This window comes from Mesorhizobium sp. M6A.T.Cr.TU.014.01.1.1 (genome assembly GCF_004022765.1).
GTDB lineage: Bacteria > Pseudomonadota > Alphaproteobacteria > Rhizobiales > Rhizobiaceae > Mesorhizobium > Mesorhizobium mediterraneum.
The window spans coordinates 77,733-102,202 of the sequence record NZ_RZPG01000025.1 but is presented as its reverse complement, the minus strand read 5'-3'; the positions used below and the strand labels follow the sequence as shown (position 1 = coordinate 102,202).

At 62.7% G+C, this 24,470-nt stretch carries 24 protein-coding genes and 2 pseudogenes; 13 read left to right on the top strand and 13 right to left on the bottom strand.

Features of this window, described 5'->3' with window-relative positions; genetic code table 11:
- Positions 1-293: pseudogene (locus tag EN885_RS25260) on the bottom strand (6-aminohexanoate hydrolase); the annotation flags it as partial.
- 312 nt (positions 294-605) lie between these two features.
- On the opposite strand from EN885_RS25260, the gene EN885_RS25255 reads away from it, so the two are divergent.
- Positions 606-1,397: a GH25 family lysozyme gene (locus EN885_RS25255; protein ID WP_128243173.1), complete on the top strand. Its 792-nt coding sequence runs from the start codon at positions 606-608 to the stop codon at positions 1,395-1,397.
- An 80-nt stretch (positions 1,398-1,477) separates the two neighbouring features.
- Complete coding sequence (locus EN885_RS25250; RefSeq protein WP_128243174.1) at positions 1,478-2,653, top strand: lytic murein transglycosylase; 1,176 nt, start codon at positions 1,478-1,480, stop codon at positions 2,651-2,653.
- A gap of 5 nt (positions 2,654-2,658) precedes the next feature.
- Here the strand turns inward: EN885_RS25250 and EN885_RS25245 are convergent, their stop codons facing one another.
- Positions 2,659-3,552: a LysR family transcriptional regulator gene (locus EN885_RS25245; RefSeq protein ID WP_128243175.1), complete on the bottom strand. Its 894-nt coding sequence runs from the start codon at positions 3,550-3,552 to the stop codon at positions 2,659-2,661.
- Between the two features lie 130 nt (positions 3,553-3,682).
- Between EN885_RS25245 and EN885_RS25240 the strand changes: the two genes are divergently transcribed.
- Positions 3,683-4,414, top strand: coding sequence for an SDR family oxidoreductase (locus EN885_RS25240; protein ID WP_128243176.1), 732 nt, complete (start codon positions 3,683-3,685; stop codon positions 4,412-4,414).
- Between the two features lie 12 nt (positions 4,415-4,426).
- Here EN885_RS25240 and EN885_RS25235 read toward each other — a convergent pair whose 3' ends face one another.
- Positions 4,427-5,647 (bottom strand): alanine racemase, encoded by a 1,221-nt coding sequence (locus EN885_RS25235; RefSeq protein ID WP_128243177.1) that lies wholly within the window; start codon positions 5,645-5,647, stop codon positions 4,427-4,429.
- A gap of 230 nt (positions 5,648-5,877) precedes the next feature.
- Here EN885_RS25235 and EN885_RS25230 point away from each other — a divergent pair, with 230 nt between their 5' ends.
- Positions 5,878-6,795 (top strand): DMT family transporter, encoded by a 918-nt coding sequence (locus tag EN885_RS25230; protein ID WP_128243178.1) that lies wholly within the window; start codon positions 5,878-5,880, stop codon positions 6,793-6,795.
- On the opposite strand, the gene EN885_RS25225 is transcribed toward EN885_RS25230, so the two are convergent.
- The 3 genes from EN885_RS25225 to EN885_RS25215 form a co-directional block, all read right to left on the bottom strand.
- Entirely contained in the window at positions 6,782-6,991 is a 210-nt protein-coding gene (locus EN885_RS25225; RefSeq protein ID WP_128243179.1) for a hypothetical protein, read from the bottom strand. The genes EN885_RS25230 and EN885_RS25225 overlap by 14 nt on opposite strands.
- Before the next feature lie 647 nt (positions 6,992-7,638).
- A complete protein-coding gene (gene metF / locus EN885_RS25220; protein WP_128243180.1) occupies positions 7,639-8,556 on the bottom strand; it encodes a methylenetetrahydrofolate reductase [NAD(P)H] in 918 nt (305 codons plus the stop codon).
- Positions 8,556-9,578, bottom strand: a complete 1,023-nt coding sequence (locus tag EN885_RS25215) for a metalloregulator ArsR/SmtB family transcription factor (protein ID WP_126105871.1) — start codon at positions 9,576-9,578, stop codon at positions 8,556-8,558. Before EN885_RS25215 ends, metF begins: the two co-directional genes overlap by 1 nt.
- Before the next feature lie 143 nt (positions 9,579-9,721).
- Here EN885_RS25215 and tsaA point away from each other — a divergent pair, with 143 nt between their 5' ends.
- The 4 genes from tsaA (at position 9,722) to EN885_RS25195 (ending at position 12,624) form a co-directional block, all read left to right on the top strand.
- Positions 9,722-10,243 (top strand): tRNA (N6-threonylcarbamoyladenosine(37)-N6)-methyltransferase TrmO, encoded by a 522-nt coding sequence (tsaA, locus tag EN885_RS25210; RefSeq protein WP_164897913.1) that lies wholly within the window; start codon positions 9,722-9,724, stop codon positions 10,241-10,243.
- The gene (locus EN885_RS25205; RefSeq protein WP_128243181.1) at positions 10,240-10,551 is read left to right on the top strand and encodes a DUF2293 domain-containing protein; all 312 of its coding nucleotides are present in this window, start codon (positions 10,240-10,242) and stop codon (positions 10,549-10,551) included. Before tsaA ends, EN885_RS25205 begins: the two co-directional genes overlap by 4 nt.
- A 122-nt stretch (positions 10,552-10,673) precedes the next feature.
- A complete protein-coding gene (locus tag EN885_RS25200) occupies positions 10,674-11,633 on the top strand; it encodes a D-amino acid aminotransferase (RefSeq protein ID WP_128243182.1) in 960 nt (319 codons plus the stop codon).
- A 148-nt stretch (positions 11,634-11,781) separates the two neighbouring features.
- Complete coding sequence (locus EN885_RS25195; protein WP_128243183.1) at positions 11,782-12,624, top strand: SDR family oxidoreductase; 843 nt, start codon at positions 11,782-11,784, stop codon at positions 12,622-12,624.
- Positions 12,625-12,681: 57 nt separating this feature from the next.
- Here EN885_RS25195 and EN885_RS25190 read toward each other — a convergent pair whose 3' ends face one another.
- The 6 genes and pseudogenes from EN885_RS25190 to ettA all read right to left on the bottom strand — a co-directional run bounded on the left by EN885_RS25190 (position 12,682) and on the right by ettA (position 17,698).
- Positions 12,682-13,299, bottom strand: coding sequence for an MOSC domain-containing protein (locus EN885_RS25190; RefSeq protein ID WP_127206389.1), 618 nt, complete (start codon positions 13,297-13,299; stop codon positions 12,682-12,684).
- Positions 13,300-13,442: 143 nt separating this feature from the next.
- Positions 13,443-14,564, bottom strand: a complete 1,122-nt coding sequence (locus EN885_RS25185; protein ID WP_128243184.1) for a beta-ketoacyl-ACP synthase III — start codon at positions 14,562-14,564, stop codon at positions 13,443-13,445.
- 113 nt (positions 14,565-14,677) lie between these two features.
- Positions 14,678-15,472 carry a trans-aconitate 2-methyltransferase gene (tam, locus tag EN885_RS25180; protein ID WP_128243185.1) on the bottom strand — a complete coding sequence of 265 codons (795 nt, stop codon included), beginning with the start codon at positions 15,470-15,472 and terminating at the stop codon, positions 14,678-14,680.
- Positions 15,469-15,573 (bottom strand): annotated as a pseudogene (locus EN885_RS34335) (hypothetical protein); the annotation flags it as partial. The pseudogene EN885_RS34335 and the gene tam, both read right to left, overlap by 4 nt.
- Before the next feature lie 168 nt (positions 15,574-15,741).
- On the bottom strand, positions 15,742-15,990 hold the full coding sequence (locus EN885_RS25170; protein ID WP_128243186.1) for a DUF6290 family protein: 249 nt from the start codon (positions 15,988-15,990) through the stop codon (positions 15,742-15,744).
- Positions 15,991-16,048: 58 nt separating this feature from the next.
- Complete coding sequence (gene ettA / locus EN885_RS25165) at positions 16,049-17,698, bottom strand: energy-dependent translational throttle protein EttA (RefSeq protein ID WP_126105864.1); 1,650 nt, start codon at positions 17,696-17,698, stop codon at positions 16,049-16,051.
- Positions 17,699-17,738: 40 nt separating this feature from the next.
- On the opposite strand from ettA, the gene EN885_RS25160 reads away from it, so the two are divergent.
- Both EN885_RS25160 and EN885_RS25155 read left to right on the top strand, forming a co-directional pair.
- Positions 17,739-17,942 (top strand): hypothetical protein, encoded by a 204-nt coding sequence (locus EN885_RS25160; RefSeq protein ID WP_128243187.1) that lies wholly within the window; start codon positions 17,739-17,741, stop codon positions 17,940-17,942.
- An 18-nt stretch (positions 17,943-17,960) separates the two neighbouring features.
- A complete protein-coding gene (locus EN885_RS25155; RefSeq protein ID WP_128243188.1) occupies positions 17,961-19,256 on the top strand; it encodes a GGDEF domain-containing protein in 1,296 nt (431 codons plus the stop codon).
- Between the two features lie 27 nt (positions 19,257-19,283).
- Here EN885_RS25155 and EN885_RS25150 read toward each other — a convergent pair whose 3' ends face one another.
- Positions 19,284-20,297, bottom strand: coding sequence for a ribonuclease (locus tag EN885_RS25150; RefSeq protein WP_128243223.1), 1,014 nt, complete (start codon positions 20,295-20,297; stop codon positions 19,284-19,286).
- A 209-nt stretch (positions 20,298-20,506) separates the two neighbouring features.
- On the opposite strand from EN885_RS25150, the gene EN885_RS25145 reads away from it, so the two are divergent.
- The 3 genes from EN885_RS25145 to EN885_RS25135 all read left to right on the top strand — a co-directional run bounded on the left by EN885_RS25145 (position 20,507) and on the right by EN885_RS25135 (position 24,437).
- The gene (locus EN885_RS25145) at positions 20,507-21,451 is read left to right on the top strand and encodes an alpha/beta hydrolase (protein WP_128243189.1); all 945 of its coding nucleotides are present in this window, start codon (positions 20,507-20,509) and stop codon (positions 21,449-21,451) included.
- 164 nt (positions 21,452-21,615) lie between these two features.
- Positions 21,616-22,791 (top strand): CaiB/BaiF CoA-transferase family protein, encoded by a 1,176-nt coding sequence (locus EN885_RS25140; RefSeq protein ID WP_128243190.1) that lies wholly within the window; start codon positions 21,616-21,618, stop codon positions 22,789-22,791.
- The gene (locus EN885_RS25135) at positions 22,788-24,437 is read left to right on the top strand and encodes a thiamine pyrophosphate-binding protein (RefSeq protein WP_128243191.1); all 1,650 of its coding nucleotides are present in this window, start codon (positions 22,788-22,790) and stop codon (positions 24,435-24,437) included. The genes EN885_RS25140 and EN885_RS25135 overlap by 4 nt, the downstream gene beginning before the upstream one ends.
- The last annotated feature ends 33 nt before the right edge of the window (positions 24,438-24,470 follow it).

The window sequence follows — 24,470 nt, the reverse complement described above, 5'->3', positions numbered from 1 at the left end:
ACGCTCTTGCCGAACACGCCGAACAGCCCCGCCGAAACCGTGCCCTGCTCCTTGTCGACGGAGATCCTCATCAGCCGCAGCAGCGGATGGCCGGGCGCCTGCACGTCGACGGCAAGCACGTCGTCAGCATTGCGTCCGGCGATAAAGACATTCGAGCAGACGATCTTGGCCGAGTACCCCGAGCCGATACGGATCAGCTCCGGCGGCGCCAAATACAGCCAGGCGGCGAGTGCTGCGACCGCCAGCACGGCCAGCCCGACCAGCCATTTCACCAGCCTCAGAACAATCCGCATTTTTCCGACTCTCCCCGGACGCTCATCTATGTCATTGATTTGGCGCCATTGCTTCGGCAAAATCGCGATTTCTGTCGAGCGCCGTCAACGGAATATCAACCATGATCGGCGATCACTGATGCTTGTCGCCCAAAAGTGCGCAGTGGTTTTGGGATAACGACATGCAGGAAAACAAAGATTAAAGCGCGTCGAAGAGGCGCGCTTTAAAAATAGGAGCGGTCCTGTGGGGTGATCGCTTTGGGGGTACTGTCGAGGGGCCACCTGCAGCAACAACCCATCAGCGGCCGGCTGAAATCCGGTTCAGGAGTAGCGATGCGCCGTTTCGCGGCTTTCATCATGCTGACGTTGCTGGGCGCCTGCTCGACCGTCGACGATCTTGCGCCGTCACTGCCGAGCGCCCCGACCGTTGCGGTGCGTGCACCCCGTTTCGACGACTCCGACCCGCATGAGTGGGAAAGCGGCGCGCCGTGGAGCTATGCCGTTCACGGCACCGACGTCTCCAAATACCAGACCTCGGTCGATTGGCCGGCGGCCAGGGCCAGCGGCATTTCCTTCGTTTTCATCAAGGCGACTGAAGGCGGCGATCGCTTCGACGAATATTTCGACGAGCATTGGAGCGGCACGAAAGCCTCGGGAATTCCGCGCGCGGCCTATCATTTCTACTATTTTTGCACGCCGGCCGCCACGCAGGCGCGCTGGTTCATCAAGAACGTGCCCAAAGACCGCTCGGCGATGCCGCCGGTTCTCGACATGGAATGGAACCCGCAATCACCGACCTGCAAGCTGCGCCCTGATGCGGCCACGGTGCGCAGTGAGATGAGCACATTCCTCGAAATCGTCGAAAAACACTATGGCAAGAAGCCGATCGTCTATACTTCGATCGATTTCTTCGATGACAACGGCCTGTCGGCTTTTCGCGGCTACCCCTATTGGCTGCGTTCGGTGGCTGGCCATCCGCGCGAGAGATACGGCAGCCACCCCTTCACTTTCTGGCAGTACACCGGAACCGGCGTTGTGCCGGGCATAAGGGGCAAGGCCGATATCAACGTTTTCAACGGCTCGGAAGCAGCCTGGAACAAGTGGCTGCGGCAGAACACCCGTTGACACCGGGCCTGCCGCCTGCTTTTCGACACAGCCAGTGAAGGACGCCTGCAACCGCTGGTAATCTTCTTGGAAGGATGGCGATGCGATTGCGCTTGGAAATTCTCGCGGCGCTGCTTCTGGCCGCCACGGCGCCGGCGGTGGCACAGCAATGCGGCGGCGATTTCGAGGCATGGAAGCAGGGTGTGGCGGCGGAGGCCAGGAACGCCGGCGTCGGCACTGCCGGCCTTGAGGCGCTGGAAAACGCCACCGCCGATGAAAAGGTGCTGGCGCGCGACCGCTCCCAAGGCGTCTTTACCCAGACCTTCGTCGAGTTCTCGAACCGGATGATCTCGCCCCACAGGCTGAAGCAGGGCGCCGCCAATCTGAAGAAATACGCGGATGTCTTTGCCCGCGCCGACCGGGAATTTGGCGTCCAGCCGCCGATCATCGCCGCCTTCTGGGCGCTGGAAACTGATTTCGGCGCCGTGCAGGGCGATTTCCACACGCTGAACGCACTGGTCACGCTCTCGCATGATTGCCGCCGCCCGCAACTCTTCCGGCCGCAGATCACGCCGCTGCTGACCCTCATCGATCGCGGCGTCGTGCCGGCTGATGTCACCGGCGCCTGGGCGGGGGAAATCGGCCAGACGCAGATGCTGCCGTCCGACTATCTCGGCCGCGGCGTCGACGGCGACGGCGATGGTCTGGTCGACCTGCGCAGCAGCGCGCCTGATGTGATCATGACCACGGCCAACAAGATCATGTCGCGCGGCTGGAAACGCGACCAGCCCTGGATCGAGGAAGTCCGCGTGCCCGCCGACATGCCGTGGGACCAGACCGGCCGCACCAACAAGCTGCCGTTGACGCAGTGGGCTCAGTGGGGTGTCACCAACCCGAACGGCACGCCGCTTGTCGACAACGGCCTGAAGGCAGGTGTCGCGCTGCCCATGGGCCGCAAGGGGCCGGCCTTCCTCGTCTACGACAATTTCGACGTCTATCTCGAGTGGAACCAGTCCTTCACGTATGCGCTGACCGCGGCAAATCTCGCCACGCGGCTGGCGGGTGCGCCGCAGTTCGATCCGCGCAATCCCGAGCCCGGCCTCAACGGCGATCAGATGAGGGCATTGCAGACGAAGCTCGAGGCCAAAGGCTTTGACGTGGGCACGGTCGACGGCATCCTGGGCACCAACACCCGCGAGGCGATCCGCAAGGAGCAGAAGCGGCTAGGCTTACCGGTCGACGGCTGGCCGACACCGGCGTTGCTGGCGAAACTTTAAGCGGGTCATCGCCTGGCAAGCAGGAAGTCGATGAAGACACGCAAGGCCGGCGGAACCTGCCGGGAGCTCGTATGATACAGGTAAAAGCCCGGAAATCTGGGCGACCAGGCTTCGAGAAAACGGATGAGCTTGCCGGCTTCGATCCACGGCCGAACCTGGTAATCCAGCATGTAAGCCACGCCGATCCCATCCAGGGCCGCCCTGATCATCAGTTCCGTGTCGTTGACCGTCAGACCGCCGTTCACGGCTATTTCCAAAGCGCGCTGGCCTCGCGCGAACTCCCATCGATAGATGTTGCCGCCACCGGGCCATTGGAAATTGATGCATTCGTGATGATGCAGGTCAGCGGGATGGCGGGGCACGGGGTGATGCTCCAGATAGCTGGGCGCCGCCACCGCGGCCATCTCCAGCTCCTCGCTGAGTTTCACCGCTACCATGTCCTTATGCAGCCGCTCACCAAGCCTGATTCCGGCATCGAATCGTCCCTCGACAATGTCGGTCAGCATGTCGTCGATGATTATGGTGAGGGCAATATCGGGATAGGTGCGGCGGAAATCGCCGAGGATGGGCGCGATGAAACGCATCGCGGCAATGCGTGGAACATTGATGCGCAGCGAGCCTGCCGGTCGATCGCGGGATGCATGCGCGTCGGCGACAGCCCCTTCGAGTTCGCTGAATGCCGGTGCGAGGCGGGCAAACAGCGTTTCGCCTGCGGCGGTCGGCGACACGCTGCGGGTCGTACGGTTGAGCAGCCGGACACCGACACGCTCTTCCAGCCCGCGTATCGTCTGGCTAAGCGCCGGCGGCGAAACCCTCAGCCTGGCCGCGGCGCGGACGAAGCTGCCTTCCTCGACGATCGCCGCAAACGCGTTCAGCTCGGAAAACTCGCTCCCTCGCATTATGTACCCCAGACTTAACAAGCCTATTCGATAATAGGTTATTATCTGAGCAATAGCATTCCCCTAACTTCGACATGGAACTGCTGCCCGATTTGGTGCGGGCGCACACCCAGACGAAAAAGGGACAGCTATGTATCGTTCGCTTGAAGGCAAAACCGCGCTCGTGACCGGCAGTTCGCGCGGCATCGGACGCGCCATCGCCGAGGGGCTCGCGGCAAACGGCGCGGCCGTGGTCGTCAACTATGTCGGTAACGAGAAAGCCGCCCAGGAAGCCGTTGCCGCCATCCGCGAGAATGGCGGCAAGGCCGTCGCCATTCGGGCCGATATCTCCAATGTTTCCGACATAAGCCGGCTGTTCGATGAGACCGAAAAGCAGATGGGGCCGATCGACATCGTTGTCGCCAATGTCGGTGTCGCCGTCATAAAGCCGTTCGTCGAGGCCACCGAAGCCGACTTCGACCATGCCTTCGGCGCCAACGCCAGAGGCACCTTCTTCACGCTTCAGGAGGCGGCGCGCCGCGTGCGCGACGGTGGCCGCATCATCGCCGTCTCCACCGGTGGAACCAAGATGTTTTTCACGCAGACGGCCCTTTATCTCGGCAGCAAAGGGGCCGTCGAGCAGTTCGTCCGCGTCCTCTCGCGCGAGCTCGGGCAGCGCGGCGTCACCGTGAATGCGCTTTCGCCAGGCTTTACCGATACCGACCTGCTGCCCGAGCGAGATCGCGCGATCGCCGCCGGCATGTCGCCCTTCGGCAGGATCGGAGCGCCGCGCGACGTTGCCGATGTCGCCGTTTTCCTCGCCTCCGACGAGGCCCGCTGGCTGACCGGCGAGAACATCCAGGCCGGCGGCGGCGTAGCCTGACCTGCGTATGGCCTAATCAGCCATCGTCTCCAGGCTGGCAAACCCCTGCGGCGCGTCGCCTTCGTCGAACGGCGTCGTCACCTCGACGAACGTGTCGGGGTAGAAGCCGTTGAATCGTGTCCTCAGCGACAGCGAATAGGCGCCGATATGGCCGATCTCGATCCAGTCACCGGTATCGACCGTTTCCGGCAGCCAGAACGGCCGCGACAGGATATCGACGGAATCGCAGGTCGCGCCGCACACCTTGAACGGCACGATGGTCTTCTCCTCGCCATTGCGCGAACGGATCGCCGGGTCTGGAATGAAGCGCGCCGGCAGTGTGATCTTGCCGGTCCATGAATCCGACAGCGACGCCCAGATGCCGTCATTGATGTAGAGCCGCTTGCCCTTGCGCAGCAGCACGCGCACGATCAGCGACAGGCAACGCGCCACGATCACCCTGCCCGGCTCCGCCACCAGCGGCATCTGGTCGAACTGGTATTCCTTCAGATCGCCCGACAGCCGCGACATGATCTGGCCGAGCGACGGCATCTCGATCTGCTTGCGGTTGGGATCATGGCCATATTCGGCGGGAAAACCGCCACCGACGTCGAGCCCGGCAATGTCGAAGCTGACGCGGTTGCGCACCCAGTCGGCCGAGGCCAGTGCCCGCTCATAGGTGTCGGGATCCTCGATCTGGCTGCCGACATGAAAGCACAAGCCGACCTTGTAGCCGGTCCGGTTCAGCCGTTCGGCCAGCTCGACCGCATTGGCCGGGCCGGCGCCGAATTTCTTCGACAACTCGTAAGCAGCCGATCCTTTCGTCTGGATGCGCACGAACACGGTGATCGCACCCGGATCGATATCGAGCGCCCGCACCACGCGGGTTAGCTTGGTGATCTCGTCCTCATGGTCGAGCGAGATGACGCGAATGCCGTATTTCTCCAGCGCCAACTTGATGTCCGACTGCGCCTTGACCGGATGCATGTAGAGCATCTCGGCGTCGGGCGAGACCGCGCGCACGGCGGCGAACTCGCCGGGCGAGGCAACGTCGAAGGCATTGACGCCGGCCTCGACCAGCGCCTTCAGCACGATCTGTTCGCCGTTGGTCTTGACTGCATACGCGGTCTTGCCGGGAAACATGCCCATGAACTGCCTGGCGTCCGCCTTCAGCACCTGCGGGCGGAAGCAATAGATCGGGTCGTCCGGGCGAAGCGCCAGCGCCGCTTCCCGGGCATTTTCGAATCGCTGCATGGACGAATCCCTTGACCTAGACTGCGCACAATTAATCCAACCTATGCGTGAATGAAAACAATTCTGTGTCTCGCGCCCCTGACGCTGCGGCGCTACGCCGGATGACAGGCCAGACGACAGGAAAGCTAGCCCACCGATCTGGTTTCGGGTGGCCCTTGCAGACAAATAGGATATGGCCTGAACAGACGCCTGACTGGCTTTGCATTCAGAGCCATCTGGGAGGACGATCCATGGCGATCACAACCACGACTGCAATGCGCGGACCAATGGTCCTGAAAGAGTGGGGGCAGCTTCTGCTGCTCGGTGCGATCTGGGGCGGCTCGTTCTTCTTTGCCCGCATTGCCGTTGCCGAGCTTCCCCCGCTGGTGCTGGTGCTGTTCCGGGTTGCCATCGCGGCGATGGCACTGCAGCTCTATCTCGGTCTGCGCGGCCCGTCCTTCCGCCTCGCCTTGCCGCATGCCGGCCTGTTCTTCCTGCTGGCACTCGTCAACAACGTCATTCCCTTCTCGCTGATCTTCGCCGGGCAGACCGAGCTTGGCGCCGGTGTCGCCTCGGTGCTCAATTCGACGACGCCGTTCTGGACGTTGATCCTCGCCAACGCGCTGACATCAGACGAAAAACTCTCCTGGAACAAGCTTGCCGGGATTGCGCTCGGCATCGTCGGCACGGCGGTGATGATCGGTCCCGGCCTGCTTGCCGGACTGGGCGGACCGGTCTGGGCGAAGTTCGCGCTGATCGGCGCGTCGCTGTCCTATGCGGTCGCCCTGATGGTGGCCCGCCGCTTCAAAGGCGTGCCGTCACCGGTCATCGCCACCGGACAATTGACCGCCTCGACCATCATCATGATCCCGGTCGTGCTGCTCGGCTATGGTCCTGCCAACCTGTTTTCGGCCTCGCCGCCGGTCTGGGCGGCGGTGTTGGCGCTGGCGTTGCTGTCCACTGCCTTCGCCTACATTCTCTATTTCAACCTCGTCGCTTCGGCCGGCGCCACCAACGCCTCGCTGGTCACGCTGATCGTGCCGGCCAGCGCCATCCTGCTCGGTTTCCTGTTCCTGGGCGAACGGCTTGAATTGTTCGAGCTCGGCGGCATGGCGCTGATCGCGCTCGGCCTCGTCACCATCGACGGCCGCATGTTCAGCCGACGGTAGCGTCATTCCTGCGACGTCGGTTTCGGGAACGACGGGTTGGCTCAGATGAAGCTGCGTCCCGGTCGGTCGGTTCATGATCGGCGAGCGGCGCAGCCTGGCCTTGAGCGAGCAGGCCCCCCTGCTCCACCTGTATGATGTCATCAGGGAAGACGTCGTCGATCTGCAGCACCCGCGAGCCTTCGTAGAACCTGCTCATCAGTTGGGACCCGCGGGATTCTCGACGAGGACGGGGCCGGCGATCGGTGGAGCTTGAATGGTTGCTGTCATGGTTCCAAACGCGCCCTTGCAGACCGGACGTTGGCTAAAACGCCTCGTGTTACATTGCTTACGCTGGGTCAAGATAAAGCAAACCGCGCATCGGGACAGTCGGCATATGCCGACTGTCGGCAATCGTGATCTCAGGACCGGAGGTTCGCGCAAAAGACGAATCCGGCTTTTTGGCCGACGCGGTAGCGCTGCCATCCTCGATATTGCCCCGGCTTCGCCACAATTTATTCACAGGTCCGAAGCCGACTTTTGCCGAAGAATTTCAATGCCTAACGGCAAAGAGCCGGTCGTAGATTCCACAATGTCGTCGCATTGCAACATATTTTCCGCTTGCCTGTGGCACAAATGACCCTAGACTCTGGCCATAGCTCTTTAAGAGGAGGCTATGACATGGGACTCACGAGGCCAATCAACGCATTGATGATTTGTGCTGCGTTCGCATTTATCGGAGCCCTGATTATGGGCTTTCTTCCGTAAGACCCGCCAAGCGACGGAAGGCCAGCACCGAATAGTCCAAGTCATTGAAAAGGCCGGGTTTTTACCCGGCCTTTTTGGTTTTCAAAACGGCGATAGAAACTACGCCGCGGCAGACCCCGCAGCTTCCACCTCATGCGATCGGATGCCGATCATGTGGCAGATGGCGAACACCAGGTCGGCGCGGTTCATGGTGTAGAAGTGGAAATCGCCGACGCCGCGCTCGACAAGGTCGAGCACCTGCTCGGCCGCCACGGCGGATGCCACCAACGCGTGCGTCTGCGGGTCCTTCTGCAGCCCGTCGAAGCGCTCGGCCAGCCATGCCGGCACCAGCGCGCCGGCGCGCGACGAGAAATTGGCGACCTGGGTGAAATTGTGGACCGGCAATATGCCCGGCACGATCGGTATGTAGATGCCGGCCCGCCGCGCCCGCTCGACATAGCGCTCATAGAGATCATTGTCGAAGAAGAACTGGGTGATCGCCCGCGTCGCGCCATTGTCGACCTTGCGCTTCAGCATATCGATATCGGTGGCGAAATCCGGGCTCTCCGGATGCTTTTCCGGATAGGCGGAGACCGAGATGTCGAAATCGCCGACACCTTTCAGCGCCCCCACCAGTTCGGCACCGTTGGCGTAGCCGTCCGGATGCGGACGGTAGGCGGCGCCGACGCCCTCGGCCGGATCGCCGCGCAAGGCGACGAAGCGGGTGACACCCATGTCGGCGAATTCCTGAATGACCTCATCGACCTCGTGACGCGCGGCATTGACACAGGTCATGTGCGCCGCCGGCGTCAGCGTCGTTTCGTTGAGGATGCGCTTGACCGTGCGCGCCGTGCGCTCTCGCGTCGAGCCGCCGGCGCCATAGGTGACGGAGACGAATTTCGGCTTGAGCGGCTCCAGCCGGGTGACTGTGTCCCACAGCCTTGCTTCCATCTCGTCGCTCTTCGGTGGGAAGAACTCGAATGAAACCCGGATCTTGTCGCCAATGTCAGGGCGGCGGGAGAAGCGGAACTGGTTCATCAGGCGGTTTCCCCTATCGGATAAGCATTGGCCGGTTGTGCGTGGCTGGAAGGGTCAGCGATCAGCATGCGCTGGTCACGGCCGAGCCACAGCTTTACGGTGAGCCTGGCCTCGTTGCCGCCGCGCGGCTCGAATTCCTGGCTGTCCTCGAGGTCGAGCCCGGCCTCGGAAAACCACTCAGTGATCTGCCGGTCGGAAAAGCCGAGCCGTACATGCGCGTGCGCGTCGCGCAGGAATTCCAGCGCATGCGGAGCGAAATCAACGATCACCAGCCGGCCTGCCGGGCGCAGCAGCCGCGCTGCCTCGCGGATGGCGCGGGCGGGATCGTCGAGATAGTGCAGCACCTGGTGGATGGTGACGAGATCGAAGGCGTCGCGCTCGACCGGCGGCGCAAAAATGTCGCCCTGGCGCACCTGCGCATTCGAAATGCCGGCTTTGTCGAGGTTGGCGCGCGCCACGGTCAGCATCTCGCGCGACATGTCGATGCCGATGCCGCGCCGGTAGAGCGGCGAGAAGATTTCGAGCAGCCGCCCGGTGCCGGTGCCGAGATCGAGCATCGACTGGAACGGCCGCTTGCCGACGAGCTTGAGCAGCGCTGCCTCGACGGCGCGATCCGGCACATGCAGCGAGCGGATATGGTCCCAGCTTGCGGCGTTTACGGAGAAATATTCGGCGGCGCGATCCTGCCGCTTGCGCTTGACCGCTGCCAGCCGCTCGAGGTCACGCTCAACCTGCGGGTCGGCGCCACGGATGCCGGACACCAGCCGCAGCACGAAATCGCGCGCCGCATCCGAATCCGACAACCGGAAGAAGGCCCACGAGCCCTCCTGATAGCGGCCGATCAGTCCCGCCTCCAGCAAAAGCTTCAGGTGGCGCGAGACGCGCGGCTGCGACTGGCCGAGGATTTCGGTGAGATCGGAAACGGTCAGGTCGCCGCGCGACAGCAACGCTAGGATGCGCAGCCGGCTGGATTCGGCCGCCGCCTTCAATGTATCTACCATAGTGTCGAGAGCGACATGCATGCGAGCATTCTCTTTGAAAAAGATATAAACATATGTTTATGTCGATTTTGATGGCCTTGCAAGCGCTATGTCGCTTCCGGACAAGAAAATGACGCATGCGTGGCGGATCGCGCACAGCCGGAAGCATGATCGAGGCGAAAACCATGTTTGAGACGCGCGGCGGCGAAAAGCTTCTGGAAACCGATCCGGCTGATATGCCGCCGGATGGCCATATCGTTTTCATCGGTCGCGTCGCCTCGCCCTGGACTACGCGGGAAACTTGCCCCAAGAACATGAAAGCCGCGCGGGAGACGGGACAGCCGGCGGTTCTCACGATCGACCAGCCCTATCGTGACGGCCTGCTTGGCCTGGAACGCGCCAGCCACGTCATCATCCTGTCCTGGCTGCACCACGCGCCGCGGGCCCTGATTGTCCAGAAACCCCGCCATGCGGCTGAGCCGAAAGGCGTTTTTTCGCTGCGCTCCCCTGCCCGGCCGAACCCGGTCGGGCTGCATATCGCCAAGCTCGTCGCCCTCGACATCGACACCGGCCGCATCGAGCTCGACGCCATCGACGTGCTCGACGGCACGCCGGTCATCGACATCAAGCCCTACTTCGCCTCGACCGACGCCTTCCCCGAGGCAACCATGGCCGGACGGGACGAGCCCGGAAGGGTCGAACGATGAGCGCGCCGACCGGCCGCCGCCGCGCCATCGCCAAGGCGCTGACAGCCCTTCTGCCGCTGGCGCCCTATGCCGACATGGAAAAGATCCGCGCTGACGCCGGAGCGGTGCACATGAAGACCTTGCCGCCGACGATCGCGGTGTGGCTGGCGACGACAGCCCATATCCGTCATGTGCACACCGACTACGAAAAGCTCCTGGCTGAAGGCTACGACCGCGACGCGGCGCGTTTCTTCGTCATTGAACAGACCAATATTGTGCTGACTCGCTGGCGCGCCACGCGTCTGCTCGATGACGAGGAGGAAGAATAACTGGTTCTCAATGGCTCAGCGGCCAATGGCCCAGCGGCGAGCCCAGCCTGTGTCTTGTACCACCCACCGTGCCGCTCTATCCCGCCATCTGGTCGGCGAAAAACGAACTGACGGAGGACGTGATGAGCAAGTCGATCGATCTGCAAGCCAACCCCCTGCCTGAGCTCTCCGCCCATCATACAGACCCGCACTCCTATCCGGATGGCGTTGCCTTCCTGGACGGGCAATATCTGCCGATGTCGCAAGCCAAGATCTCGGTGCTGGATTGGGGCTTCCTGCATTCCGACGCCACCTACGACACGGTGCATGTCTGGGACGGTCGCTTCTTCCGCCTAGATCTGCACCTCGATCGCTTCTTCGGCGGGCTGGAGAAGCTGCGCATGACGATCCCGTTCGACCGCGAAGGCGTGGCCGAAATCCTCCAAAATTGCGTCGCGCTGTCGGGTCATCGCGCCGCTTATGTCGAGATGCTGTGCACGCGCGGCGTCTCCCCGACCTTCAGCCGTGACCCGCGCGAAGCGGTCAACCGCTTCATGGCTTTCGCCGTTCCCTTCGGCTCGGTCGCCAATGCCGAGCAATTGCAGCGCGGCCTTCATGTTGCGATCAGCGACAAGGTGCGCATCCCACCGGCCTCGATCGATCCGGCGATCAAGAACTATCATTGGCTCGACCTGGTGCGAGGCCTCTACGACGCCTATGACTGCGGCGCGGAGACGGCACTGGTCCTCGATTTCAACGGCAATGTCGCGGAAGGCCCCGGCTTCAACGTCTTTTGCGTGAATGACGGCAAACTGTCGACGCCGGCTATCGGCGTGCTGCCCGGCATCACCCGTCGCACCGTCTTCGATCTCTGCACGGAGGCAGGGCTTGTCATTACAGCGACCGATGTCGGCGTCGCTGCGCTGCGTCAGTCCGACGAGGTCTTCATCACCTCAACCGCCGGCGGCATCATGCCGGTGACGGTGATCGACGGTGTTCCGGTCGCGGACGGCAAGGTCGGCGCGATTACCAGGCGCCTTATGGCGATGTATTGGCAGAAGCACGAGGATCCGGCCTGGTCGAGCCCGGTGCGCTATCCCTGATCCAAGCCTGGCCGGCTCTCGTGCGTCGGCTCTCATCAACAAAATGTGCTCTACCTTGGATGGGCCGGGAATGCTTCGTATATGCCGGAAACGGAGAAGCCTCCGTTTACCTGACAACAAAGCCCGCAAGGGCAGGAACTGGTGGATCATGACACACAAGGTTTGGTTTATTACCGGATCGTCGAAGGGTTTCGGTCGCGTCTGGGCAGAAGCAGCACTCGCCCGCGGCGATCGCGTCGCGGCAACGGCCCGCAATGTCGGCACGCTTACCGACCTCGTCGATAAATATGGCGACCATATCGCCGCAATAGAGCTCGATGTCACCGACAAGAAAGCCGTCGATGCCGCGATTGCACAGGCGCATAGCCGCTTCGGCCGGCTCGACGTCGTCATCAACAATGCCGGTTATGGCCATTTCGGCGCCATTGAGGAAGTCAGCGAGCAGGAAGCCCGCGACCAGATCGAAACCAATGTGTTCGGCGCTCTTTGGGTGACCCAGGCGGCCCTGCCGATCATGCGGGCGCAGCGTTCCGGCCACGTCATTCAGATCTCGTCGATCGGCGGCGTCAATGCCTTTGCGTCGCTCGGCCTCTATCATGCGTCGAAATGGGCGCTGGAAGCGTTTAGCCAGTCGCTCAGTATCGAGGTCGCGGAGTTCGGCATCCATGTGACGCTTGTCGAGCCGGGCGGGTTCTCCACCGACTGGGCCGGCCCGTCGGCCAAGATTTCCACAGCGATCGAGGCCTACGCGCCCGCCCGCGCCAAGATGGCCGAGCGCCGGGCCAACTCAGTAGCCGGCGATCCCGAGGCCACTGGCCCGGCGATGCTGGCGATTGTCGATGCCGCCGAGCCGCCGCTGCGGGTATTCTTCGGCGATGGCGGCCTGCCGATGATCCGCCAAGAATACGCCAACCGCATCGCGCTCTGGGAAAAGTGGGATCACGTGTCCGTCATGGCGCAGGGCGAGAACAAGAACCGCAAGGCCGCCTAAGACCGATTCCGGAAATCGCTACGCCGCCATGGCGGCGTAGCCCCACCCTCACCTGCCTTAAGCCCGGTAAATCCACTGCTCCGGCACGCGCACCGATATCTCCTCGCCGGCGGTGATGCGGCCTGGCTTTTCGACCCAGGCGACGATGCCGCGCAACCGCTTTGCCGCCTTCGGAAACAGCAACGCGCCGGCCTCGTGGTCGGCCATTCCGGCATTTTCGGCGACCGAGCGTCCGGCGATGCGGCAAGGCCCGTTCTGCGCGTCGACCTTGATGGTGACGCCTCCCCTAAAGAACAGCAGCGTGCCGGACGGCAGCATGGAGAGATGCGGCAAGCCTTCGATCAACAGGTTGGCGCCGATCCACTCCGGCTTGATCTCCGCCAGCCTCATCCGCTCCGCGACGACAGCAAGCTCGTCCGCTGCCACAACAGACAATTGCCGCTCGTTGCGCATTTCGGTCCCGCGTGGATACCAGGGTTCGCGCCCGCCGGAGCGCCGCGTCGCGCCGGCGTGGAAATCGCCGTCGATGCCATCAAAGCCAAGCCGCAATTCATCCACTGCGCGGGTCTCGAAGTGACCCGATGGCGCGACGTAAAGCGCTGCCACCTGCGCGGCAAGCTTCCGCGCCGGGATGATTTCGACCGGACTTTCGGCCTCGGGGAAGAGATCCAGCATAGGCTTCGCTCCTTGCGTGATGCCGCGCAATTAGCCGCAGTCAGCTCATCAGGTCCAGTCTAAAGCGCTGATGCTCCGATCAAGGAGACTGATGCGATTGTACCGGCGCCCTCTAATACTGGTGCCGTTCGCGCCAAAATAGATCAGAGCATGCGCAATAGCGCCCCGCCAATCGAATAGCCGGCACCGAAGGCGCAGAGCAGGCCGTAGTCTCCGGCCTTCATGTCGGCGTGGTTCTCCGACAGGGCGACGATCGCGCCGGCGCCGGCGGTGTTGCCGAGGCGCTCCAGCACCATCGGTGCGCGGTCATGATCGACCTCGTGACCGAACGACAATTTTAGGATCATGGCGTTCATCCGGGCATTGGCCTGATGCAGCCAGAAGCGCCGGATTGCTTGCGGCGTCAGCCCGTGCTCGGCCAGGAACTCGACGATGAACTTGTGCCCGGCGACGGTGACTTCCTTGAACACCTTGTTGCCGACCTGCTTGATCAGATTGCCTTCCAGATTGATCATATACGGATCGTCCTGGGCGGTGCGCGTGTGGTAGCCGAGATTGGTGCGGATGTTGTTGGACATCTGCGTCCAGGTGCGCGTGTCGAGCACTTCAAAACGTCCGGGCCGCTTCTCGCCCTGGGCAAGCCCCTCGACGATCATCGAAACCGAGGCATCGCCGAAGATGAAATGCGTCTGCCGGTCGCGGAAATTGAGATGGCCGGTGATGATCTCGGGCGTCGTCACCAGCACGCGCCTGTGTGCGCCGGCCCGCACCAGATTGACCGCAATGTGCAATGCCGCCGCCGCCGACGAGCAGCCAAGGCCCATGTCGAAGCCGGCGCCCTTCGTGCCCATCGCCTGCTGCATCTCGATGGCGATCGCCGGATAGGGCCGCTGGTGATGCGAGGCCGAGCAGATCACCAGGTCGATATCCCCAGGCTGCAGGCCGGCATGGTCGAGCGCTTTCCTCGCCGACGCGATGCCGAACTCGGCTTCCAGCGACAGCGCATCGTCCGGCCGCGCCGGAATGCGCGGCGCCATGCGGGTCGGGTCGAGAATGCCTTCCCGCTCGATCACATGGCGGGTCTGCACGCCCGAAGCATGAACGATGAAGGCGCTGTCCGACTTCTGCAGCAGCGTCTCGCCCGTGGCCCGGCGGCGGACATTCTCCATGTCGACCCAGGCATTAAAGCTGCCGACCAGTTCTTCATTGGTGATCGAAGGCTCGGGGATTTCAACGCCGATGCCGCTGATGATGACGCGATGCATTTCCAGTTCGTCCCCATGCGCAGGCGTTGCGGCTTGATGTGGGCGCCGCGAGAGCTCGGCGCAACATCTTTCGCATCAAGCAAGTTTATGCGGGCTTAAATCAAGTGCCTGAGCTAAGCGGCGCGCCGCGCGACGATGAAGAGGCGGGGAAAGCGCAGCAGCACCTTGCCGTTCGCCGTCTTCGGATAGGCTTGCGCGATCGCTGCCGTGTAGCGGTTGAGGAAAAGCCGCCGCTCGTCCTCGTCGAGCGGATCGAGGAACGGCTTCAGCCCAGTCGACTTCAGCCACTCGATGATGGCTTCGGCATCGGCCAGCGGGTGATTGTAGGCCGTGTGCCAGATGTCGAGCCGGTCGCAGAACGGCGACAAAAGATCGTAGTAGAACGACACCGGCGGCAGTTGCCCGCGCGCTGCATTCCTCAGCTTGTCGGCAAACGGCATTTCGGCAGCCGTCTCCCGCATCAGCCGGTGCGACGGTTCACCCATATTGTCGGGCATCTGCACGGCAAGCGCGCCGCCGGGCGCCAAAAATCCCATCAGCCGCTGGAAGATCGCCGGATGCTCCGGCAGCCACTGGAAAACAGCATTAGCAAAGATCACGTCGACAGGTTTTTCGGGCTGCCACGCCGCCGCATTGGCCAACTCGAAGGTTACGTCAGGCAAACGCGCCTTCGCCTTCTCGATCATATCAGGCGAGGTGTCGAAGCCGCTGACCTGCGCGCTCGGCCAGCGCTCGACCAGCAATTCGGTGGAATTGCCAGGACCGCAGCCGATATCGACCACCCGCCGCGGTGCCTCCACCGGCACTTGCGCGACGAGATCGCGCGACGGCCGCGTGCGCTCGTCCTCGAATTTGAGATATTGGGCAGCGGACCAGTCAGGTTTTGCTTTAGCGGCAGTGCTGTTCATCGATAGACCTCGCGACGGTTGCCAACCTCCACAACCAGCACGACAAGCCGGCTATCCTCGAATTGGGCAATGATTCTGTAGTCGCCGACGTAGTCGCCGACGCGAAAACGCCAGGCTTCTTACTTGGTCGCGGTCAGGCGCTTGGCAAGTGCTCTTGGATTGGGGTGCGCCGAAACTCTTTGATGCAGGAATTCGAGGATACGCCGCTGGTCTTTCGTTGAAAGCCGTTCCATCCTTTTCGGCTCGCGGCGTGAACTCGACACGCCAATTCATTCAGCGGCAGGTTTCTTGCGCCGTTCCTCGACTTCGCGAAGTTCAAGCTTCCGGGTCATCTCCTCCAGCGGAATGCGCGCACCGTCGTCATCCCTCAGGCGTTCCTCCGCAATCCTGGCATCCTGCCAATCCTCAATGGTTTCGAGGATCGCTTCAACTGCGACCTGATCGATCGTACGGCCGCTGGCCTTGGCCATATCGGCCAGCAGCTTCTCGGCTTTTTGCGGCAATTTGACCGTGATCATGGCAGCTCCATCCGATCAATTTAGGTCAAACGACGATCACCTGCAACGGATCGAGACCCTATCGCGTCAGCCGCTTGTACGTCATGCGGTGCGGATTGACGGCATCGGGGCCGAGCCGGCGGATCTTGTCCTGTTCGTAATCCTCGAAATTGCCCTCGAACCATTCGACATGGCTATCGCCCTCAAAGGCGAGGATGTGCGTCGCCAGACGGTCGAGGAACATGCGATCGTGCGAGATGATGACGGCGCAGCCGGCGAAGTTTTCCAGCGCGTCTTCGAGTGCTGCCAGCGTTTCCGTGTCGAGATCGTTGGTCGGTTCGTCGAGCAGCAGCACGTTGCCACCGGTCTTCAGCATCTTGGCCAGATGTACGCGGTTGCGCTGGCCGCCGGACAGGTTGCCGACCTTCTGCTGCTGATCGCCGCCACGGAAATTGAACGACGCGCAATAGGCGCGGGTGTTGGCCTCGAACTTGCCGAGCTTGACCACTTCGGCGCCGCCCGAGATTTCTTCCCACACGGTCTTGGTTGGGTCGAGTGCGTCGCGGCTCTGGTCGACGTAACCGAGCTTGACCGTCTCGCCGACGCGGATCGTGCCGGCATCCGGCTTTTCCTGGCCGGTGATCATGCGGAACAAAGTCGTCTTGCCGGCGCCGTTCGGGCCGATGACGCCGACGATGCCGCCCGGCGGCAGCTTGAATTCGAGATCGTCGATCAGCAGCGTGTCGCCAAAGCCCTTCGACAGATCGTCGACCTCGATCACCACATTGCCAAGCCGTTCGCCATGCGGAATGACGATCTGCGTGTCGCTCGGACGCCGCTTGTCGGCTGCATCCAGCAGATCCTGGAACGCCTGGATGCGTGCTTTCGACTTGGTCTGCCGGGCCTTCGGGCTGGACTGGATCCACTCGCGCTCGCGGCCGATCGCCCGCTGGCGCGCATCGTCCTCGCGGCCCTCCTGCTTGAGCCGCTTGGCCTTGGCTTCGAGATATTTGGTGTAGTTGCCCTCATACGGAATGCCGCGGCCACGGTCGAGCTCGAGGATCCAGCCGGTGACATTGTCGAGGAAGTAGCGATCGTGGGTGATGATCATCACCGCGCCCGGATAGGCGCGCAGATGCTTTTCCAGCCACGCCGTGGTCTCGGCGTCGAGATGGTTGGTCGGCTCGTCGAGCAGCAGAAGGTCAGGCTGGCGCAGCAGGAGCTGGCAAAGCGCGACGCGGCGGCGCTCGCCGCCCGACAGCTTGGTGACGTCGGCTTCCTTGGGCGGACAGCCCAGCGCTTCCATCGCCATCTCGACCTGTTGTTCGAGATCCCACAGGTTGAGCCGGTCCATCTCGTCCTGGAGCTTGGCCGACTCGTCGGCCGTTTCGTCGGAATAGTTCATCATCAATTCGTTGTAGCGCTCGATGATGGCGGTCTTGGCGGCGACGCCTTCCATGACGTTCTCGAACACGGTCTTGCTCGCATCGAGTGCCGGCTCCTGCGCCAGGTAGCCGACGGTCGCGCCTTCGGCCAGCCACGCCTCACCGCTCCACTCCTTGTCGATGCCGGCCATGATCTTGAGGATCGTCGACTTGCCGGCGCCGTTCGGGCCGAGGATGCCGATCTTGGCGTCCGGGTAGAAGGAGAGATGGATATTCTCAAGCACCTTCTTGGTGCCATAGGCCTTGTTGAGGCCGGCCATGTGATAGATGAACTGGCGTGCCACGCGCGCTTTCCCTGAAAAGTCGACTGGAATGTCGGATTGAATGGAAGTTGCGCGCTATGTAGGCGATGCCGCGCCGAACGGCAAACTGTTTTGGCATTTGTGGCTTATCTTCGGGCCGAAGACGCTCATCGAACCGTCTCCGCTTTCGGTTCGCTGCATAGCCCGGCGCAAGCTCCGGTTAACCATTCCGCGTCAAAAAGGTGTTGGATGGGGAATCGCCGGCAAGCCGCGATTTCTGCGGTGAAAGATCGGATCGACGGCGTTGTTGAACAGTTGCCTGCTCCTTGCCGAAGCGGTTCTCTATTTCGGCGTCATGGTCACGCTTTTCCGGTTCAGGCACCGTATCGGCCTCGGCGTGTTTGTCTGCGCGCTCGGGGTCATGCATTTCCTCGAAACCTACCTCGCCAGCGTCTTTTACGTCGCGCTACCGTTCGGCATGGTTTCGCCCGGTTCCGCCGTGCTGTTTTCCGGCAAGCTTGTGATGCTCCTGCTGCTTTACATCAAGGAGGACGCGGAAACCGTCCGGCAGCCGATCTACGGCCTGTTGCTCGGCAATGCCCTGATGATCGGGCTTGTGCTCGTCCTGCGCCTGCATGAGATCGCACCGCTTCCCAGTGGCAAGCTTCCCGACATCGGCTTCATCGACCAGATGGGCTGGCTGATGGTGTGGGGCACGACGCTGCTCTTCGTTGACGCCATCCTGATCATCCTGCTCTACGAAAAGCTTGGGCGTTATCTTCGCAAGGCGCTTTTTACCCGCATCCTGGTCTCCGTCGCCTGCGTGCTGACATTCGACCAGGCTGGGTTTTTCACCGCGCTGCACTTCGTCACCGGCGCACCGATCGCGGTTTTCTTCGGCGGCTGGTTCGCCAAGATGGGCGCGGCGCTTGCCTACAGCATCATGCTTGTCGCTTACATCAGATGGTTCGAGGCGCGACAGATCCCGGCCCCGCGCGGGCTGTCCGACATCTTCGACACGCTGACCTACCGCGAGCGCTATGAGGCGCTGATCGAGCATGTCGGCCGCGACGGCCTCACCGGCCTGCTGCACAGAGGACGCTTCGACAGCGACGGCGAAGCCGTCGTTGCCGCAAGCCTGCGAACGGCCAAGCCGCTCAGCCTGCTGATCATCGACGTCGACCACTTCAAATCGATCAACGACCGCTTCGGCCACGCCGAGGGCGACAAGGTGCTGAAATCCGTCGCCGCCCTGCTCGGCGAGATTGTCGGTCCCGAGGATCAGGTGTTCAGGATCGGCGGAGAGGAATTCGCCATCCTCTGCTCACGTCCGCATTCGGTCGCCAGGCTGCTTGGCGAAAGCATCAGGCACGCGGTCAAGACATCCGCAAACACCAGCCGGTTCGACATCACCGTCAGCGCCGGCATCTCCACCGTCAGCGAGACAACCCGCTGCCTTGCCGATCTTTTTGCGCTGGCCGACCAGCGCCTCTACAAGGCCAAATCGACCGGGCGCGACCGCGTCGTCGGCGAACCGGGCGGCCACGAGGCCGACAGCCTCACCGCGTGGACCAGGTCAGGGCGCAGCGCCGAAGCATAATTTCCGGCCTGCCTGCTGGCTTGCCTGTTATTGGAATCCTGTGGGATCGACAACGCCTTTCGGGCAGCCGGCTTTGCTTGTCGGCGCGGCAGCCTGCATCAGGTCGCCGAGCCGACTGCTCGGACCGATTGGGCCGGTGAGGCCAAGCGTCAGCTCACCGATCAGCCGCCTACCACTCGTCGAATCGACCAGGCAGGATAGCCGGACCCGCTCACCTGCCCCGGCGCCAAACGCGCTATCGAAGGCACTGCGGATCTGATCCGACGTCAGTTTCTTGCCGATGTTCTTTGCGAACAGATCACGCACCGTTGAAGCATTTACCGCGCGCGTCAGGTTCAGCGCATCGGAAAAATACTCTTGCTGGCTCTTGCCGTAGCAGGTGCCATGCTTGATCCACTCATGTCTTTCCAAGTCGGATGCGGTGCCCGGCATCACCTGATCGAGCTCCGAACGCGTGTTCGGGTCGAGCTCGACCGGCGGCAGATCCTGCCAGTGCGCCGGATTGTCGTTCGCCTTGTCGGCCGCTGCCACCTGGCAATAGAAATTTCCGTTCGGCTGCGGCCACAGCCCATGCAAGGTGAAATGCGTCGCGTCGAAACCGGCCGCAGTCTGCGCCTTGCATTCAGTCTTGCCGGGCCTGGTTTCGCAAAAGGCCGGCTGCCAGCTCAGCGCGAGGACATATTCGGGCTTTCCCGAAACCGGCGCAGCAGATTTGTCCCCTTCGGTCGGCACCGGCGCGGCCGTGGATGCGCTGCCACCCGAAACATGGCCGCAATCGACCTTCACCCATCGGCGCTCCGGATCGCCCCCCGGCACGCGGATCAGATAATGCGTGGGAGCATCCTTGTTGCCGGCCAGCAGCTCGTAGCTCCGTCCCGCATCGGTCGAGATGTCGCCGGGGTTCTTGCCGCTCTTGATGGCCTGCGTCGCTGGACAGCTGGCGTCGGCCACGAAAGAGCCGCTCATCTTCACCTCGGCCCGCGCAGCACCCGTCAGCAACGCGGCGACAAGCGCCAATCCGAAAACCAGACCTGTCCGCATGCGCATAAAAGGACCCCCCTTTGAAAAGTGCTGCGGCAACGGACTGCCGCCCTCTCTCGGTATCAAATTCTCCATGTCAGAATTGCGATACCGCGCGTTGCGACGCAAGAACAGCGCTGCGAAAACACCGCCAACGGATTGACGCAAAACCGGCGTCGGCGCACACAAACGCCCCGTAGGCGCGAAAACGCGTTGGAGACGAAGCGACAATGTCATTCAGCCAGCAGCGCGTGCTCCGATCGCCGACCGGTGCTGCGCTAAACCTTTATGTGAAACGCGCCGAGGGCCGCCCGCGCGCCGCTGTCCAGATCAATCACGGACTGGCCGAACACGCCGCGCGCTATGTCCGCTTCGCTACCTTTCTGGGTGAGCGCGGCTTCCATGTCTACGCCCATGACCATCGCGGCCATGGCGCAACCAAGGCGCCAGACGCGCCGCTCGGCCAGTTCGCTCAATCAGATGGCGGCGCCAAGGTCATCGCCGATGTCGCCGCCGTGCACGATCTGATCGCCGATGACCACCCCGGCCTGCCCGTCATCGTCTTCGGCCATTCCATGGGCGGCCTCGTCGCCCTTAATTTCATGCTTCATCATTCGAACCGACTGCACGCCGCCGCCATCTGGAACGCCAATTTTTCCGCCGGGCTCGCCGGCCGCGCCGCGCAAATGATCCTTGCCTGGGAAAAGTTCCGGCTCGGCTCCGACATGCCGTCGCGCATGCTGCCGAGACTGACCTTCCAGGCTTGGGGCAAAGCCGTCCCCGATCACCGGACGCCGTTCGACTGGCTTTCGCGCGACCCAGCCGAAGTCGAAAAGTACATCGCCGACCCGCTCTGCGGCTGGGATGCCTCGGTGTCGATGTGGCGCGACCTGTTTGGCTTTGTCTTTGACGGTGCCGACGACGCTAATTTTTCCGGCGTCCGCAAGACCCTGCCGATCTGCCTGGTCGGCGGCGAAAAGGACCCCGCCACAGATGGCGGCAAGGCCGTCAGCCATCTCGCTGGGCGCCTGCACAGGATGGGCTTTTCGAATCTCGTTTCAAAAGTTTACGCCGAGACCCGCCATGAAAGCCTGAACGAGGTTAATCGAGATATCGTCATGGACGATTTCGCAGCATGGGCCGACAGCGTGCTAAAACAAGCGCGATCGAGATAGGCATGGCCGACATTGGCACAATCCGATTGGCCCATTGCAAGAGCCGTGACAGCAGCACGCGGGATTGATAGTGCATGTTGCCCAAAAGTGCGCAGCGGTTTTGGGACAACGACATGCACAAAAAAGAAATCCAAGGCTGCGCTTCCGACCAATCACGGTGATCCATGACTGAGCCTCCGCTGAAAGGCATCCGCGTAATCGAACTCGCCCGCATCCTGGCCGGGCCGTGGGCCGGGCAGCTGCTTGCCGATCTCGGCGCCGATGTCATCAAGGTCGAGAGCCCGGAAGGTGGCGACGACACCCGCAAATGGGGTCCGCCCTTCGTCATGAGCCATGACGGCGAGAACCTTTCGGCCGCCTACTACCATTCCTGCAATCGCGGCAAGCGCTCCATATCAGTCGATTTCTCGACGCCCGAAGGCGCCGAGACGATCCGCCGGCTGGTCGCGACCTCAGACGTGCTGATCGAGAACTTCAAGCTCGGCGGCCTGAAGAAATATGGGCTCGACTATAACAGCTTGCGCAAGAGCAACCCGCGGCTGATCTATTGCTCGATCACCGGCTTCGGCCAGGACGGGCCCTATGCGCCACGCGCCGGCTATGACTTCATCATCCAGGGCATGGCCGGCATGATGTCGATCACCGGCGAGGCTGGCCGTGAGCCGCAAAAGGCTGGCGTCGCCATCTCCGATATTTTCACCGGCCTCTATTCGGTGATCGCCATCCAGGCCGCACTTCGTCACGCCGAGATGACCGGCGAAGGCCAGCATATCGACATGGCGCTCTACGACACCCAGATCTCGGCGCTCGGCAACCAGAACCTCAATTATCTCGTCTCCGGCAAATCGCCTGTGCAGATGGGCAATGCGCATATGAACATCGCGCCCTACGAAGTGGTGCCGGTGAAGGACGGCCACATCATCTTGGCCATCGGCAATGACGGCCAGTTTGCCAAATTCTGCGCGGCCGTCGGATTGGTCGACCTGCCATCGAACCCCGACTTCGCCACCAATCCCGCTCGGGTCACCAACCGGGCGAAGCTGCGCGAACACATGATCGATGCGCTAAAAACCTTCGATCGCGATCCGCTGCTGACCAAGCTGGAGGCAGCAAGTGTGCCTGCCAGCCCGATCAACACGATCGGCGAGATGTTCGCCGACCCGCAGACCATCGCGCGCGGCATGCGGCTCGACCTCGACGACGGCCACGGCAATCTCTTGCCCTCGGTGCGCGCGCCGATGGTCATGTCGGGCACACCGCTGGTCTATGAGCGGCCCTCGCCGCGTCTCGGCGAGCACACCGAAGAAATCCTTGCCGAACTGGAGGGGTCAGGAAAATGAAGACCGGCGGACAACTGATCGTCGATGCGCTCGAAGCCAACGGCACCGACCGCATCTATTGCGTGCCCGGAGAATCCTATCTTGCGGTGCTCGACGCGCTGCACGATTCGCCGATCCGCACCATCGTCTGCCGCCAGGAAGGCGGTGCTGCGATGATGGCCGACTGCCATGGCCGCTTGACCGGCAAGCCCGGCATCTGCTTCGTCACCCGCGGCCCCGGTGCCACCAACGCCTCGGCCGGCATCCACATCGCCATGCAGGATTCTGTTCCCGTCATCCTGTTCATCGGCCAGGTCGCCAGCCACGCCAAGGGACGCGAAGCCTTCCAGGAAGTCGACTATGTCAGGTTCTTCGGTGACATCGCCAAATGGGTGGTCGAGATCGATGATGCCTCGCGCATCCCCGAATTCGTCACGCGCGCCTTCGCGGTGGCGACGTCCGGCCGCCCCGGCCCGGTCGTCATCTCGCTGCCGGAAGACATGCTGACCAGCCTTGCCGAGGCGCCAGCAGCCCTGCCCCACACGCCGGTCGAAACGCGGCCGGGCGAGGCCGAGCTCGATGCTCTCGAAAAGCTCCTCAACAAGGCGAAGCGCCCCTTCGTTATCCTCGGCGGCACGCGCTGGGATGCGGAGGCCGTCGCGCGGATGCGGACGATCGCCGAAGCCTGGTCGCTGCCGGTCGGCTGCTCGTTTCGCCGCCAGATGCTGTTCGATCATCTCCACCCGAACTATGCCGGCGATGTCGGCATCGGCATCAACCCGAAGCTGGCCACCGCCATCAAGCAGGCCGACCTCGTGCTGCTCGTCGGCGGCCGCATGGGCGAGATGCCATCCTCCGACTACACGCTCCTGAAGAGCCCCTACCCCGACCAGACGCTGGTCCATGTCCATGCCGACGCCAGCGAACTCGGCCGCGTCTATCGGCCGACGCTGGCGATCAACGCCTCGCCGTCCGCTTTCGTCGAAGCCTTCGCCGGGCGCAAACCGGCCGCCACGCCGGTCTGGGCGGATGAAACGCCAAAACTTCACGCCGCCTATCTCGACTGGTCGACACCGCCGGAAAGCGGTCCCGGCTCCGTCCAGATGGGGCCGATCATGAACTATCTCGAAACGGTGCTGCCTGACGACGCCATCCTCACCAATGGCGCCGGCAATTACGCCACCTGGGTCCACCGTTTCCACCGCTCCCGCCGCTTTGCCACGCAGGCAGCCCCCACTTCCGGCTCGATGGGCTACGGCACGCCGGCCGCGGTCGCCGCCAAGGAATTGTTCCCCGAGCGCGATGTGATTGCCTTTGCCGGCGACGGCTGCTTCCTGATGAATGAGCAGGAATTCGCCACCGCCGTGCAATACGATCTGCCGATCATCGTCATCGTCGTCAACAACGGCATCTACGGCACCATCCGCATGCATCAGGAGCGCGAGTATCCGGGCCGCGTCGTCGCCACCGATCTCAGAAATCCCGACTTCGCGGCTTTGGCTCGCGCCTATGGCGGCCACGGCGAAACGGTCGAGAAGACGGCCGACTTCGCGCCGGCCTTCGAACGCGCCCGCGCCAGCGGCAAGCCGTCGATCGTCGAGATCAGGCTCGACCCCGAGGCCATCACGCCGACCCGGACGATGACCCAGATCCGCGACAAGTCCTGATCCGGCAGGAAGGGGTGCCCCTTCCGTCGGCGC

Bases quoted from the DNA above. Each gene is read 5' to 3' on its own strand.
- EN885_RS25250 (WP_128243174.1), top strand. From the start codon at position 1,478: ATGCGATTGCGCTTGGAAATTCTCGCGGCGCTGCTTCTGGCCGCCACG.
- EN885_RS25185 (WP_128243184.1), bottom strand. From the start codon at position 14,564: ATGCATCGCGTCATCATCAGCGGCATCGGCGTTGAAATCCCCGAGCCT.
- metF (WP_128243180.1), bottom strand. From the start codon at position 8,556: ATGAACCAGTTCCGCTTCTCCCGCCGCCCTGACATTGGCGACAAGATC.
- EN885_RS25140 (WP_128243190.1), top strand. From the start codon at position 21,616: ATGACTGAGCCTCCGCTGAAAGGCATCCGCGTAATCGAACTCGCCCGC.
- EN885_RS25190 (WP_127206389.1), bottom strand. From the start codon at position 13,299: ATGCTGGATCTCTTCCCCGAGGCCGAAAGTCCGGTCGAAATCATCCCG.
- EN885_RS25135 (WP_128243191.1), top strand. From the start codon at position 22,788: ATGAAGACCGGCGGACAACTGATCGTCGATGCGCTCGAAGCCAACGGC.
- tsaA (WP_164897913.1), top strand. From the start codon at position 9,722: ATGTTTGAGACGCGCGGCGGCGAAAAGCTTCTGGAAACCGATCCGGCT.
- EN885_RS25255 (WP_128243173.1), top strand. From the start codon at position 606: ATGCGCCGTTTCGCGGCTTTCATCATGCTGACGTTGCTGGGCGCCTGC.
- EN885_RS25200 (WP_128243182.1), top strand. From the start codon at position 10,674: ATGAGCAAGTCGATCGATCTGCAAGCCAACCCCCTGCCTGAGCTCTCC.
- EN885_RS25240 (WP_128243176.1), top strand. From the start codon at position 3,683: ATGTATCGTTCGCTTGAAGGCAAAACCGCGCTCGTGACCGGCAGTTCG.
- EN885_RS25235 (WP_128243177.1), bottom strand. From the start codon at position 5,647: ATGCAGCGATTCGAAAATGCCCGGGAAGCGGCGCTGGCGCTTCGCCCG.
- EN885_RS25195 (WP_128243183.1), top strand. From the start codon at position 11,782: ATGACACACAAGGTTTGGTTTATTACCGGATCGTCGAAGGGTTTCGGT.
- EN885_RS25215 (WP_126105871.1), bottom strand. From the start codon at position 9,578: ATGCATGTCGCTCTCGACACTATGGTAGATACATTGAAGGCGGCGGCC.
- EN885_RS25245 (WP_128243175.1), bottom strand. From the start codon at position 3,552: ATGCGAGGGAGCGAGTTTTCCGAGCTGAACGCGTTTGCGGCGATCGTC.
- EN885_RS25160 (WP_128243187.1), top strand. From the start codon at position 17,739: ATGGAAGTTGCGCGCTATGTAGGCGATGCCGCGCCGAACGGCAAACTG.
- EN885_RS25205 (WP_128243181.1), top strand. From the start codon at position 10,240: ATGAGCGCGCCGACCGGCCGCCGCCGCGCCATCGCCAAGGCGCTGACA.
- EN885_RS25145 (WP_128243189.1), top strand. From the start codon at position 20,507: ATGTCATTCAGCCAGCAGCGCGTGCTCCGATCGCCGACCGGTGCTGCG.
- EN885_RS25230 (WP_128243178.1), top strand. From the start codon at position 5,878: ATGGCGATCACAACCACGACTGCAATGCGCGGACCAATGGTCCTGAAA.
- EN885_RS25225 (WP_128243179.1), bottom strand. From the start codon at position 6,991: ATGAGCAGGTTCTACGAAGGCTCGCGGGTGCTGCAGATCGACGACGTC.
- EN885_RS25170 (WP_128243186.1), bottom strand. From the start codon at position 15,990: ATGATCACGGTCAAATTGCCGCAAAAAGCCGAGAAGCTGCTGGCCGAT.
- tam (WP_128243185.1), bottom strand. From the start codon at position 15,472: ATGAACAGCACTGCCGCTAAAGCAAAACCTGACTGGTCCGCTGCCCAA.
- EN885_RS25150 (WP_128243223.1), bottom strand. From the start codon at position 20,297: ATGCGGACAGGTCTGGTTTTCGGATTGGCGCTTGTCGCCGCGTTGCTG.